13 protein-coding genes are annotated in these 13758 nt (G+C 46.5%); 7 read left to right on the top strand and 6 right to left on the bottom strand.

Annotated elements, in window-relative coordinates; all coding sequences use genetic code 11:
* Positions 1-2 precede the first annotated feature (2 nt).
* The 7 genes from HUX64_RS00590 (at position 3) to HUX64_RS00560 (ending at position 5961) form a co-directional block, all read left to right on the top strand.
* The gene (locus HUX64_RS00590) at positions 3-1364 is read left to right on the top strand and encodes a sigma-54-dependent transcriptional regulator (protein ID WP_174624305.1); all 1362 of its coding nucleotides are present in this window, start codon (positions 3-5) and stop codon (positions 1362-1364) included.
* Positions 1365-1497: 133 nt separating this feature from the next.
* Positions 1498-1926 (top strand): 50S ribosomal protein L13, encoded by a 429-nt coding sequence (rplM, locus tag HUX64_RS00585; protein WP_174624304.1) that lies wholly within the window; start codon positions 1498-1500, stop codon positions 1924-1926.
* A gap of 15 nt (positions 1927-1941) precedes the next feature.
* Positions 1942-2334, top strand: a complete 393-nt coding sequence (gene rpsI / locus HUX64_RS00580) for a 30S ribosomal protein S9 (protein ID WP_174624303.1) — start codon at positions 1942-1944, stop codon at positions 2332-2334.
* Positions 2335-2445: 111 nt separating this feature from the next.
* The gene (locus tag HUX64_RS00575; RefSeq protein WP_174624302.1) at positions 2446-3177 is read left to right on the top strand and encodes a glycosyltransferase family 2 protein; all 732 of its coding nucleotides are present in this window, start codon (positions 2446-2448) and stop codon (positions 3175-3177) included.
* Positions 3170-3448 (top strand): lipid-A-disaccharide synthase N-terminal domain-containing protein, encoded by a 279-nt coding sequence (locus HUX64_RS00570; RefSeq protein WP_174624301.1) that lies wholly within the window; start codon positions 3170-3172, stop codon positions 3446-3448. Before HUX64_RS00575 ends, HUX64_RS00570 begins: the two co-directional genes overlap by 8 nt.
* A gap of 17 nt (positions 3449-3465) precedes the next feature.
* Complete coding sequence (locus HUX64_RS00565) at positions 3466-5100, top strand: ArnT family glycosyltransferase (RefSeq protein ID WP_174624300.1); 1635 nt, start codon at positions 3466-3468, stop codon at positions 5098-5100.
* A 378-nt stretch (positions 5101-5478) separates the two neighbouring features.
* Positions 5479-5961 carry a flavin reductase family protein gene (locus tag HUX64_RS00560; RefSeq protein ID WP_174624299.1) on the top strand — a complete coding sequence of 161 codons (483 nt, stop codon included), beginning with the start codon at positions 5479-5481 and terminating at the stop codon, positions 5959-5961.
* Positions 5962-6142: 181 nt separating this feature from the next.
* On the opposite strand, the gene HUX64_RS00555 is transcribed toward HUX64_RS00560, so the two are convergent.
* The 6 genes from HUX64_RS00555 to HUX64_RS00530 form a co-directional block, all read right to left on the bottom strand.
* Positions 6143-6613 carry a hypothetical protein gene (locus tag HUX64_RS00555; protein ID WP_174624298.1) on the bottom strand — a complete coding sequence of 157 codons (471 nt, stop codon included), beginning with the start codon at positions 6611-6613 and terminating at the stop codon, positions 6143-6145.
* On the bottom strand, positions 6613-8352 hold the full coding sequence (locus tag HUX64_RS00550; protein ID WP_174624297.1) for an Hsp70 family protein: 1740 nt from the start codon (positions 8350-8352) through the stop codon (positions 6613-6615). Before HUX64_RS00550 ends, HUX64_RS00555 begins: the two co-directional genes overlap by 1 nt.
* A gap of 99 nt (positions 8353-8451) precedes the next feature.
* A complete protein-coding gene (locus HUX64_RS00545) occupies positions 8452-9765 on the bottom strand; it encodes an APC family permease (protein WP_174624296.1) in 1314 nt (437 codons plus the stop codon).
* A 159-nt stretch (positions 9766-9924) separates the two neighbouring features.
* Positions 9925-10608, bottom strand: a complete 684-nt coding sequence (gene grpE, locus HUX64_RS00540) for a nucleotide exchange factor GrpE (protein WP_174624295.1) — start codon at positions 10606-10608, stop codon at positions 9925-9927.
* The gene (locus tag HUX64_RS00535) at positions 10605-10943 is read right to left on the bottom strand and encodes a J domain-containing protein (RefSeq protein WP_174624294.1); all 339 of its coding nucleotides are present in this window, start codon (positions 10941-10943) and stop codon (positions 10605-10607) included. Before HUX64_RS00535 ends, grpE begins: the two co-directional genes overlap by 4 nt.
* Positions 10944-10959: 16 nt before the next feature.
* A complete protein-coding gene (locus tag HUX64_RS00530; protein ID WP_174624293.1) occupies positions 10960-13482 on the bottom strand; it encodes a tetratricopeptide repeat protein in 2523 nt (840 codons plus the stop codon).
* Positions 13483-13758: the final 276 nt, after the last annotated feature.

The following is a 13758-nucleotide window of genomic DNA, read 5'->3' as shown; positions in this document are numbered from 1 at the left end:
ATATGAATACACAGACACCTCGTATATTGGTCGTAGATGATGAACCGGATATTCGCCGCCTGGTAAGCGAAATTCTCGAGGATGAAGGATACCGGGTGGCCATGGCGGAGAATGCAGGCGAAGCCCGGGAATTAAAAAAAACCGGTGCGCCCAATTTAATTCTGCTTGATATCTGGATGCCTGATGCCGATGGCATTACGCTGCTAAAAGAATGGGTTGCAGAGGATACTATGATGTGTCCCGTTATCATGATGTCAGGCCATGGGTCGGTAGAGGCCGCTGTTGAGGCAACCAGGCTTGGCGCTTATGATTTTCTCGAAAAGCCCTTATCGTTGGCAAAATTATTATTGATTGTGGAAAGAGCCTTGGAAGCCGGCAATTTGCAAATAGAAAACGCGGGCCTCAGGCAACTGTTGGTTCCTGATATTGAGCCGGTGGGCAAAAGCGCTTCAGTTGCCAGAACCAAGGATCAATTAAAGCGCTTGGCTCAGCATGATACGCGGGTATTGTTTGTCGGCGAGGCCGGTGTCGGCAAGGAGCTGTTTGCACGTTATCTGCATAATAACAGCGCGCATCGCGAAGGGCCTTTCGTTGACGTGGCGGTAGGCAGTATAGCGCCGGAAAATTCCGCGGTAGAGTTTTTTGGCAAGGAAGGAAGCGGTAAAATCTATCCCGGTTTGCTCGAACGGGCAAATAAAGGCACGCTGTTCCTCGGCGAAATTGGCGGCATGGATAAAGAAACCCAGTTACGATTGCTGAGCGCCCTGCAGTCAAGTTCTTTTCTGCGCGTCGGGGGAAGCGAGACTGTTCGGGTTGATGTCAGGGTAGTGGCCTCTACCAGAACAGCATTGGATGAGGAGGTTAAATCAGGGCGTTTTCGTCAGGATTTATATTATTTGCTCAATGAAGTGACCCTGGAAATCCAGCCGCTCAGGGAGCATAGTGAAGATGTGCCGGCCCTGCTGAATTTTTATGTGGATTATTTTGTCACCCAGGATAAGCTGTCTTTTCGAAAATTTTCAATGGCGGCGCAGAATTTCCTGCGCAATTACAGCTGGCGCGGCAATGTAAGGGAGTTAAAAAACCTGGTGCAGAGGCTTATGATTCTTGGGGTCGGAGAAGATATTGAACTGGATGAAGTGAAGTCGGCATTAGGTTCGGTTACAGGCGATGCTATCGCTACGTCATCGGTGCCTGAATTTTTTAATTTACCGTTAAAAGATGCCCGGGATCATTTTGAGAAAGCTTATCTGGAATATCATTTTGAGAGGACAGGCGGCAGCGTTGCCAAATTATCGTCTGCTGTAGGCATGGAACGAACCCACCTTTATCGTAAATTACATTCATTAAATATTAAATTATAAGCCGGATGCCATGCTCAGGGCTAAAAAAGCAAGGCGCCTGCGCATTGGATTTGTAAATTAGCTTGAAAAAATTGGTAATGCCTAGTAGAATTTCAGCTCTTTTATTGAGCCTTAACAGTAAGACCAAGTAACGATGAAAACATTTAGTGCAAAACCAGCAGAAGTCAAGCGCGATTGGTACGTAGTTGATGCGGAAGGGAAGACGCTTGGCCGTCTTGCTTCCGAGATTGCGCGTCGTCTTCGCGGTAAACACAAACCGGAATATACGCCGCATGTAGATACTGGTGATTACATTATTGTAGTTAATGCGGAAAAAATAGGCGTTACCGGCAATAAGGAAAAAGATAAACTGTACCAGCATCATACCGGCTATATCGGTAATCTTAAAACGGTTAGCCTTGGCAGACTAAGAAAAATTTTCCCTGACCGTATTCTTAGTACAGCCGTTAAGGGCATGTTGCCCAACAATCCATTAGGCCGTGCAATGTTCAAGAAATTGAAAGTGTATGCAGGCACTGAACACGATCATCAGGCTCAACAGCCCAAAGTTCTTGAATTATAAACAGGTAGATAGACCATGGCAGCAGCTCAATATTATGGAACCGGTCGCCGTAAATGTGCGATAGCACGTGTTTACGCAACAACAGGCACTGGAAAAATCATTATTAACAAACAAACTATTGAAGACTATTTTGGCCGTAAAACAGACCAGATGGTTTCTCTTCAGCCGCTTGAATGTATTGACATGGCAAGCAAATTCGATATAAACGTGACCGTTAAAGGCGGTGGTCCTTCAGGACAGGCCGGCGCTATCCGCCACGGTTTGACGCGGGCATTAATGGCCTATGATGAAGCCCTGCGTCCGGCGCTTAGAAAAGCTGGTTTTGTTACCAGAGACTCTCGTATCGTAGAGCGTAAAAAAGTTGGTTTGCACAAAGCCAGAAAACGTCCCCAATACTCCAAACGTTAAAATAATATTGTATTATGGAGTGACCGGCGTTATCCAAAATGAAATAATAAAAGGGTTGTATTCTCCGAATGCAGCCCTTTTTTTATGAGTTTTCAAACCTTTGGGGTAACTGTGAAAATTTCGATTGTTATTCCTGTTCATAATGAAGCGGATAATATAATTTCTCTGGTTGACGAGATTGTTACAGCTATGAGCGGAACGGAAGAGTATGAAATTATTTATGTTAATGATGGCAGTAATGACTGCACAGCGGCAGTATTAAAACAGACACAACAACTGTATAAAACTCTGAGGGTGATTCAGCATCAACAAAGCTGCGGGCAAAGTGCTGCTATTTACACTGGCGTAAAGGCTGCAAGCTATCCTTACATAGCGACGCTGGACGGCGATGGTCAGAATGATCCGGCCGATATTCCCCGATTATACAATGTATTGAAAAAACAAAGACAATCTATAAATAACTTGTTTATGGTGGCCGGCTGGCGACACAAACGCCATGACTCAGCCTGGCGGCTTTTCTCCTCTAAAGTAGCCAATACGGTTCGGTCTGGCTTGTTAGGCGATAATACGCTCGATACTGGTTGCGGGTTAAAGGTGTTTTTAAAGGATAAATTTCTTGAGTTACCTTACTTCGATCATATGCATCGTTTCCTGCCCGCATTGATTTTACGGGCAGGGGGCCGGGTTATTTCTGAACCGGTTACTCATCGTCCCAGAGTTCATGGCCGTTCAAATTATGGAACGCTGGATCGGCTTTGGGTGGGAATCATTGATTTATTAGGCGTAATCTGGTTACAAAAACGGGCAAAACTGGCGATGTCAAAGGAAATTGAATGTGAATAAGGAAACAATCTGGCTGGCTATAGGTTTTTTGGGACAAGCATTGTTTTCGGCGCGCTTTCTCGTGCAATGGCTTAAAAGCGAAAAAGAGAAAAAAAGCGTGTTTCCCATTGCCTTCTGGTATTTCAGTATTGCCGGGGGAATTACGCTCCTGGCTTATGCCATATACCGGCAAGATCCGGTTTTTATCGTGGGACAAGCTGCCGGTCTGTTTATTTATTTTCGAAACCTGTATTTTGTTATTCACGAGTACAAAAACCTGAAAGCTCAATAACGCGCTCAAAATATTCCATGTATCGACTCCTGCCAGCCAGACTTTGGATTTTTCTCATTTGGGGAGGATTGATTGCCGTCAGCCTCTCTACCCGGCCTTTATTTCCTATCGATGAAACCCGGTATGCGGCAGTCGCCTGGGAAATGTGGGTCCGGGAGGATTTTCTCGTACCCTATTTAAACGGGGAGCCATACAGTCACAAGCCGCCTTTATTATTCTGGCTAATGCAGGCAGGCTGGCGGCTGTTTGGCGTCAATGATTGGTCGTTGCGTCTTATTGCGCCTCTTTTTTCTTTGGCAACCTTGTTTTTATCGTCCGCAGTAGCGCGTGCCTTGTGGCCGGAGCGCAAACGAGTCGAAGAACTTACGCCGCTGATCCTGCTGGGGGTTTTTATCTGGATCGTTTACAGCACATTAACCATGTTCGATATGATGCTGGCCTTTTTTGTATTGCTGGGTATCTATAGCCTGGTAAAATTGGCATCTTCAGGAGTGGCATTCAGGCACTGGGCATTATTAGGAGTCGCCATAGGAGGCGGCGTTCTTAGCAAAGGCCCCGTGATCTTGCTGCATCTGCTGCCGGTCGCTCTGCTTGCTCCGTGGTGGCGCGGACGGCAAGCTGCCAATTTTCGCTGGAGGCAGTGGTATGCCGGACTTGTATCAGCTGTTTTAATCGGCTCGGTAATCGCCTTAAGCTGGGCAATTCCAGCTGGAATGGCGGGCGGGGAAGTTTACAGACAGGCAATTTTTCTGGGACAGACCAGCGGCCGTCTGGTCAAGTCCTTTGCCCACCAACTGCCCTGGTGGTGGTATCTTGAAATCTTGCCGCTGCTATTGCTGCCGTGGCTGCTCTTCAAGCCGATATGGAGCGGATTAGTAAAACTGAATGTTCAGGAGCCCGGTATCCGTTTTTGCCTGGCTTGGCTTTTGCCTGTTTTTATTGCTTTTTCGCTGGTAAGCGGAAAGCGCATCCATTATTTGTTACCATTGATGCCCGCCCTGGCTTTACTGTTGGCGCGGTCCGTCGATGAAGCAAGCGCTCCAGACGGCTGGAAACGAGCCCATATAATCGGCGTTCTGGTTTTTAGCTTGTTGGGAATAGTTTTAGCATTACTGCCCGGATTAAATAATTATTATCACTGGCGGACTGAACTGTCAGTCCTTTCGCCTGTTTGGGGTAGTGTGCTGCTGGTTGTTTCGCTTGCATTCGCAGCGATCAGGGCCAATACGGCACAGGATTCGGTTTTAGCTGTCTGCCTTACTTCAGTAACGGCGTTCATAGTGCTTTCCTGCGGTTTTTTTGAAATTGAAGCCGAGCGGTATGATACGAAGAATCCTGGCCGCAAAATTGCCGCTTTAATGAATAAAAACAGGGATATTTCCTATTACGGAAATAAATATTATGGCCAATACCATTTTATGGGACGACTTGGACGACCCATTGCCGTATTGTCGAATTTTGATGAGCTGTACAACTGGGCCGGGCATCACAAGACAGGTTATATTATTGTCACCTATAAGGATGCACAGCCCTTGCCAGCATCAGTAATTAGTTATCATTATCCTTATAAAAGCCAAAACATAGCCTTGCTGCCTTCCCGAATACTGCTTGAAAACCCCGCTCTGCGCTCTGTTATTTCATCTCAGAATTAGCATTGATTTCGCCCGCCGAAACAGTGAGCAGTAAAAAAGCGAATTAATATAAACTCATAGGCTGCTCCCGATTTTCAATTAAAAGGGGCGTGAATTTTTCCTGCAAGATTGAAGCAATAAGGAAACATCCGCAAAGGGATGTTTCCTTATTGCTTTTTACAGTTGAAAGATCGATTAAGTTAAAATCCGGATAGCCCGTTTAAAATCGATCAGGAAACCTGGTATAGCGTTTTAACCCATCGTATCATCCCTGAGTATTTAACAAGTAGAGCCGATATTGTATTATAGTAAATTAAAAGAATTAAAAAACGCCTGAACTTTGCTCCTTTCCCAAAAAATACAGGAGCGCTTGAACTTAACCAGTTGCCGGAGAAATAAATGACAGTGAGTGTGGATGATTTCAAAAGAGCCCTGCAACTATGGGCTAGCGGTGTTACCGTAGTTACCACACAGTCTGAAAAATTTGGCGTTCAAGGCATGACAGTGACAGCGTTTTCCAGTGTTTCTATTGATCCTCCGCAGATATTGGTCTGTATTAATGAAGCTGCCGATACCGGTGAAGGCATTAACACAAGCCAGTGTTTTGCGGTCAACATTTTAAACGCCGGGCAACAGGATGTTTCCAATCAGTTTGCCGGTGGCAGCAGTCAGGAGCAGCGCTTTGAAAATACCTCCTGGAAAGCCGGTAGAACCGGAGTTCCAATCTTAAATGACAGCTTGGTATCTCTGGAATGCAAGGTTATCGAAAAAGTGCGCGCAGGCTCACACTGGATTATCATCGGTGAAGTAGAAGACTGTGTGTGCCGCACTGGAACGCCGCTTTTATATTATCGCGGCACCTACCGCAAGCTTGTCGATTAGCCTGAAAAATCAGTGTTTAGCCTTCCTGATTCATCAATGCGATGGCTTTGAAATTCCTACAGGTATTTTTCTCATCGCTTCATTCAACCCAGGGCATCAGCATTGAAGTCGGCTTAACTTCGGCTTCATGGCTTTAATTTCATCTATAAAAGCGGCACAGGCAGAAATCATCATTATTTAGTCAACAATTGCTGATACCGGATGAAGGGAGGCTGTCCGGATTTGAACTCATTGAAGACTCTGATGGTTTGCAGCTGGAAAATTTTATTATATCTTTTACCAATAAATACTTGGTAAATCTGTATAACTGCGTTAAAAATTTATCATCAGGGTGTAAGTCGCGCATCAGTGACAGCGATTCTTTTGCTTCTGGATATTTCTTTTTTTCCAATAATCCCAACACATTCTCACATTGCTGCCGGATGATAAAATCACGGAAAACCAGCGCCAAAGGTGTTTGTTTGAGGAAGATGGATTTGGCTAAAGCCAGATTGGTCAGTTGCCGATCATCCGCAAGCCAACATTGCAAGGCTTTGCTTAAGCAATGTCTTGCAAATTGTTCGCTGCCGAGGACGCTGCCCAGGTCGGCCTGACAACGAGGACAGAACTGCGCCCCCGCTAATCGCGCATTGCAGCAGGGGCAGCGTTCCATCAGGATTCCAGATAATAGATAATGTCGGCTAATTTTGCTGCGGTCTCCTGCAATCGGTCATTGAGTCCGGCTTCGATACAGCTGTTAATGTCTTCTATTAAATCCATCATATCCTCTTTGTCTTCACTGGATGTTTTGTCGAACAAGGCTTCGGCTTTGGCAATCAGTTTGCGCGCCTCGACGATTTCCGGTGACTCATTTTTAACAACAGCGCCGATAGTTTCATTTTGTCCGAATAGCTTATTGATGCGGTGCCGGGCAGTCTCTAAGGCCCCGTGTTCAAAGCGCGAGATGGCGTTTTTGATGGTAATGGACTTTTCCAGGCCGGTCGCTTTTTCCTGGGCGAAGACATGCAGCATACCGTCCAGATCAAGTTTCAAGGTCAGCGTGATAACGTTGCCGGCCTCGACGTCCTGTAAACCTTCAACGAGAAATTCGCCAATTTTTATATTGTTTAGGGCGTCGGGGTCTTCGCCCTGATAGATTGTTACATTAACGACTTCCTGGCCATCATGATGGGTTACGAAGGCTTCGGTTTTACGATTCGGCAGCGCGGTATTTTTGTGAATGATAGGGACGTAGGTGAAGGGATAATAGTCGTCATTCAAATAACCAATTGCGCTGGTGCCGTAAGTATAAGGCGTGACATCGACCAATACCGCGTTTACCTCCTGCCCGCTGATCATCGCGGCCTGAATCGCAGCGCCCATCGCGACGCATAAATCGGGATCGACTTCGCTGTGCGGTTCAAAACCGAATTCATTATAAAGACGTTCACGAATACACGGCGTGCGCGTCGAGCCGCCCACCAGAAGGATTTCATCGATGTCGGCGGGGGTTAATTTAGCGCCTTTCATGGCGATATGCACGGCATCAATGGTGGCGCTGATATAGTCCTCGATCATTGCTTCGTAATCGATTCGGGAGAGCTCCAAAGACAAATGAATTACAGCGCCTTGATGCTCCAGCAAGTATTCTTCTTCAATTTTTGCATACGGCTGCTCGGAAAGCACGAATTTTGCATTTTCCGCGGCCCGCGTGATGCGCGCCAGCGCCTTGCTGTGCTGGCGTAGATCAACACCCTGTGTTTCCTGCAGATGATCGAGTAGATGCTCAATAATCTGTTGATCGAAATCATCGCCGCCCAAATGGTTGTCGCCATGACTGGACAGCACTTCGACCACGCCAGCTTCGATATTCACGACCGACACGTCAAAGGTGCCGCCGCCCAGGTCATAAACTAGCATGCGTTTTTGTTCAAGCTGATTGCCGCCATAAGCCAGCGCGGCGGCGGTAGGTTCATTAATCATGCGCACGACTTCAAGTCCTGCAATTTCCCCGGCTTCGCGTGTGGCCTGGCGCTGTGCGTCAGAAAAATACGCCGGCACGGTAATGACGGCTTTGGTAACCGCTTGATCGACGTACTGTTCTGCAATGGCTTTAAGCCGTTTCAGAATAATGGCGGAAATTTCCTGCGGCGCATAAGCATGACCGGCCAAATTCACCTGGATGTCTTGCCCCATTAAACGCTTGATGGATTTAACCGTCCGTTCCGGGTAAACCAGATACTGGTTTCTGGCGCTTTCGCCCACCAGAATATCACCCTGATCATCAATGCCTACAAAAGACGGCAGGATTTTTTTGTTGTTGTCTGCAATCACCAACACTTGGCCATTTTCTACAATGGCAACTTCCGAGTTAGTCGTTCCCAAATCAATTCCGATAATTATTTCGTTCATAAGCTATCTCTATTTTTTTAGTCCCGGTCAAGCTGTCAATTGCGCTCCTCTGCCAAACGGGGCATATTGTCCCGCATGTGTTTGTTGCGGCGCTACGGGCTAAACATCCATCTTCTCAATGGCTTCGGCCGAAGGCTTGACGAAAAAATAAAGCAGCCCGATAAAAACAAGGATTCCGCCTGCGATTAAAAGTTCTTTTGAATTGGCTTGAGTCAGCATTGCCATACACACCACTAAACCAGCCGCCGGGATAAACGCCGGTACTTCGAAGCGGCCCTTCACCTGGTCTTTTCTTTGTAAGAGAATGAGGGCGAGGTTCATCAGCGAAAAACAAACAAGAAGTAAAACACTGGTTGCCCGCGCCAAATCTGAAATATCTCCGCTCAAGGCCAAAATCAGAAGTACTACGAGCAAGATAAGAATTGCTCGATGCGGAGTCAACCGTTTCGGATGAACAACCGCCAGAAATTTCGGCATAAGCCCTTGGGATGACATTCCATAAAGAAGGCGCGAGCCCATCACGTAATTTAAAAGTGCGGTGTTCGATACCGCCATGAGCGCAATCAGACTGAATGCCTCCGGCGGAAACCAGGGGGCGGCCTTGCCAATCACGTCAACAAGCGGCTGTTTCGATAATGCAAGCTCCGCAGCAGGAATGACCGAGACAGCGACAATGCTGATCGACATGTAGATCAGGGACGCCACTGCCACCGACAGAAGCAGACCCTTTGGCAACGTCCGCCTGGGTTCGACGATTTCCTCGCTCACGTTCAGGATATCTTCAAATCCTACAAAAGAATAAAATGTAAGAACGGCGCCGCTTAAAAGCAGAGGAATTGCGAGATCTCCGGCTGGATTTTGTACCGTAGTGGCATCGAGGTAATTGATGCTGCCGACGAAACTTGATCCCATTAAAATAATAAACAGAAGGCCGCAGATTTCAATCGCTGCCAGAAAACTGTTGGCCCAAATCGTTTCCCGAATGCCGATAAAAATAATAATGGTCAAAGACAACGCAAAACCGATAATAATGACGGGCACTGAAAATAGAGGAAAGAGTCCAGAAAAATAGCCGGCAAAGACCCGGCAAGCGGTAGCCATTGAAGTAAGACCGGACGCCAGTACTGCAAGACCCACGGCATAAGCCAGGAAATTACTCCGGAAAGCTTTATGGGTAACGTAAGAGGCGCCGCCTGCGCGCGGATAGCGTGAACCTAGCGACGCGTAGGAAAGTCCGGTAAATGAGGCCGCAATCATGCTCACGATAAAGGCCATCCAGACTGCGTTGCCCATTTGCCCAGCGGCTTTCCCGACCAATCCATAGATGCCTGCACCCAAAATATCGCCCACTCCGTAAAGAACGAGCGGCCATAAAGTAATATGTCTTTTTAAGCTCGCTTTATCGGTTGCCATGTCTTTATCAGGATTCCTGCTTTAAAAGTATCCACTATGAATTTACGAAAAAATTTTTAACGCGGACGCAATGTTAATAAGTATTGGAATTTAAGCGTTCACATCTCTTTAATTGGGGAAGGCAAAGGGATAGTGGGGATTTATCTAATAAAATTTTCTCTAAACCCTCTTTTCCAAAGAGGAGGGCTGAGCGCTTACAAGTTTATTGACTTTGACTTCTGCAAGACGCAGGACATTTTCTTCGAAAAGAAAACCTTTACGCAGTTCCTCGATCACTATGCCGTTGGCAAGCGTTGGATCTTGGCTGATTTCAACGGCACTCATCGTGAGAGGATCAAGCAGCTTGCCTACACAGTCTATGGCGTGGACATTGTGGCGCTGCAACAGCTGTTCAAAGCGTGTGAGCGTGATGGACTGGCCTTTTTTAAAGGCTTTAATAAAGCGGACATCCTGTTTCCTGGAATGGCTGAATAGCGATGAAACCGGCTGGTAGTTTTGTAACACGCCAAAACCTGCGGTGAGCCGATCATAAATATCGACAATATCCAGCAGTACTGTCCGCAACGTTTCGCTACGCATTTTCTGCAAGCGTTCGCTGTGAATCGCAAGTCCATCGGCAAGCACTTTATGATCGGCTTGCAACGTCGTCAGGGCATTACTGAGCGTGTCCAGCGTAGTTTTGAAGTGCCTTGATTCAGCTTTAACTTCACTTTTTAAGCCAGCCATTTCGCTGAGCAAGGTAGTCAAGTCAGGCTGTTCGGCGCTGAGTGCATGGGCCAGATCGGTTTGCTCCAGATAACTCTGGAATTCTTCCAGCAAGCGGTTTTTTTGTGTGTCGCTCATACTGTTGTCTTTTTAGGGTTGCCGATCAGAAAAGTTTTGTCGTCAATACTCGCGCGCAATAATTTATCGAAATGATCAGCGCTGATTAATAACGGCTGCGCGGTGCTGAATGCCTGATCAAGCAGGGCGTCAAAATCGGCTTCAGGGTAATTAAACAGCGCATATTTTTCTCGGCTTGTTATATTTTTAATGGTCTCGTAAGCGCTGTGTATTTGTTGAAATCTTTCATGATTACGGGCGGGCGGGTTGAGTTTGACCTTCTGCAGATAAGCCTGCTTGATTTCACTATCCGTGGCTTGTTCGGCTACCTCTAAAATTTCATAAGGTGTTTTCATCAGTGTGTGCTGTTTGTTAAAAAAACGGAAATGACGCGGGTTTTGAAGCTGCCTTTTTTCCCTGAAAGCATTCGATAATGTTTTCAGCAGTCACGCCTATGTCAAACCCTAAATCATCCGCGGCTTTCAGCATTAAAAAGGCAAATAATGCATCAGGATCATTAAACAGGTTTTGCATCATCGTCATGTTGTTTGCTAAATAGTCGGCGGCGAGTAGCTTAAGCATCCGTTCCGGTGGAATTTTCTTGGTAATTTCCATTACTTTCGCGTCGAGCCGATCGAATAAATCATCGGGAAGATGACCAAATAACTTGTCTATCGGGTTTTCGTCGTCATTTTCGATACTGCCGCCAAATAATGAATCGAAAATATGGGAGAAGCCGGCTGGATTGCGCGCTTCATGATATTGATCGAGAAATTTACCGATCAAAGCAACAGCCCGCTGGTCTTTTTTCTCCTGGGCATTGTCCAGGCTGTCTCGTAAGCGCAAGTAGTTCATATAAGAACATTTGCCGGCAATGCCGTTGACTTCAGCATAAACCCGATAGTACATCCAGATCGGTTTAATCCACAGTGGCCGGGCAATCTTGACGCAAGCCCGCAGCAATTCAAAATGCTGGATGCGTTCCAGGCATTGGCATAGCGACAATAAAAGTTCTTCACCATAATCTTGTTGACTGATGGACTGTTTAATAACGGCCTTGACCTTTTTCAGCGCCTTATGCAGTTGTGTCTGGTTTACGTTATCATCAGCATATTGGTGGATCAGTTGAATAAGCTGAGTCATTTCCTGCTGGGACAGCAAATAATCTTTTGCCAAGGGCGGCAATTCTTTTAATACGGGGGCGCTTTGCAAATCCAATAATAACGCTTCCAGAGTCGCGCAAAAATAGGCGCAAACAAGCCCGTCATGCAATTTTTGCACGGATTCTGCAATCAACTCGGCACCCTGTTTTTTATTCTCTGCAACAAACACAAGAAAACCGCGCATTAACTGCGCCAGCGTCTGGTAACGTTTGCCGATTGTTATCTGTTCCGCCTGTTGAATTTCCTTTTCTACCAGATGCAACTTTTTACTTTTAATTAATTTGCGCGCATGAGCCAGGCGGCTGGTAAATAGAACCTGTTTGGCAAACGTGTTAACGGGGTCAATTTTTAACAAGGCCTGCGCATATTGGGTGGCTTTTTTAAAGGCTTTGTTGCGCGTCGAGGCTTTTATCGCCAGACCTAACAGCTCAACATCGCCTGGAAACTTCTTGATGCTTTTATCCAGCCATTCCTTATAGGCATCGGTTTCCTGTTCCTGCCGTTCATAATACTGGAGAATTTTTACGTAACTTTCACGATCATCCGGATCATGACCAAGGCTGTCTATCAGCCACGAGACCGCCTCTTCGGGTCTCTCCTGATACTCCGCGATATGTCTCATAATCAGCGCTATCCTGAAAGCGCCTTCAGTACCTTGATTCTTTAAAACAGTAATGCCTTGCTGCCAGTAATATTCGGCGCCATGAAAATCCCTGTCACGCTCGCACGAAAGCGCTTTTAAGCGCCATGCTTCAAAGTCATCCATAGCGCCAAAGCGCCTGATATAATCGCGCTGTCCGGCAGGATAGTTTGACAGTGCGGCGTGGCAGTAACGTTGCGCCAAGTCCGCACCCATCAATGCCTGATACTGAATAGCCAAATTAAATTTTGTTTTGTCCGACAAGCGGCCTTTTTGTTTGGTTAATACATCAAGTAGCTCGGTCTGTTCTTTAGTTAAGTTTTTTGCAGCTTCAATAATCCTGATTTGCGGCGTGGTCAGTTGCAATAAGTCATTAACCAGCGCCGCACCTTCATGCGTAATAGCAAGCAGCAATGCGCCCGCTTGCTGATACGGCGAACCGGCAGGAATTTTCATAAGCAGCGCTTGCGCTTGTTCGACCGATTCAGGAATCAGGAGGGCCGCTTTCATAAGCGTGCGACAATCACGGAAAGCGGAACGAAACGGCAGCTTTTTCAATGCCGGCTCAATGTCTTCCAGCTTATTGTTCCGGTAGGCGCTCAACGCTTCCTGCACAAAACCCAGCTGCCTCATGAATGCCGAATCCTTCGGCAGCAATTCCTGGCAACTGACTTTATCTGTAATGATAAGCAACCCTAATAAACCGGCAAGATCAGCATAATATTCGTCCAGCTGTTGCGCAGATAACTGGCCAAGACAGTTTTTGACTTTTGCCATATCGTTCGTTTGCAATAGCCAGCTGATATAGTGATCATAGGCTTCGTGCGGCGGCTCGGCATTCCGGGCATAATTTTCCCACAATACCAGCGCTTCTTTGACCATGCCTTTGGCGGCAAATGCCATAGCTCTTTGCAAGTAACACTGCGCCAGAGCCTGTCGCCAGGCAGCATTATCCGCGCGTTTTAACAGCGCCTTGTACAGGTCGATGGCGTCCTTGTATTGCCCTGCCTTCAACCTGGACGATGCCTGGCTTTCAAGAACACTGACATTAGCATCACAGGATTTAGGCGCGCCAAACGGTTTTTTCTTCATGAGAGTCCATCAGCGTCATAGGCAATACAAAATGCTGTTCATAAAAAAATTTCATAAAATTGTCAGGGCTAGTTTTAAGGTATTCAAATTGGTTTTTATAAGTCCGTAGCAGCTTAAAATCACCGCCTTTTAGTCCGTCAGATTAATCCATGATTTTTTAGTATATGATATTGCTATGAACTGAAAAGGAGAAGGGCTTATGGATTACGTTATGGAAGGCATAGGGTTTTTAAAATTCAATATTATTTTCTAGTTGTCGCGAAATAATGCTGGCAG

The organism is Candidatus Methylobacter favarea, assembly GCF_902806695.1.
Lineage (GTDB): Bacteria > Pseudomonadota > Gammaproteobacteria > Methylococcales > Methylomonadaceae > Methylobacter_B > Methylobacter_B favarea.
Note: the sequence above shows the minus strand (reverse complement) of the source record. Positions and strands in the feature narration are given on the sequence as shown.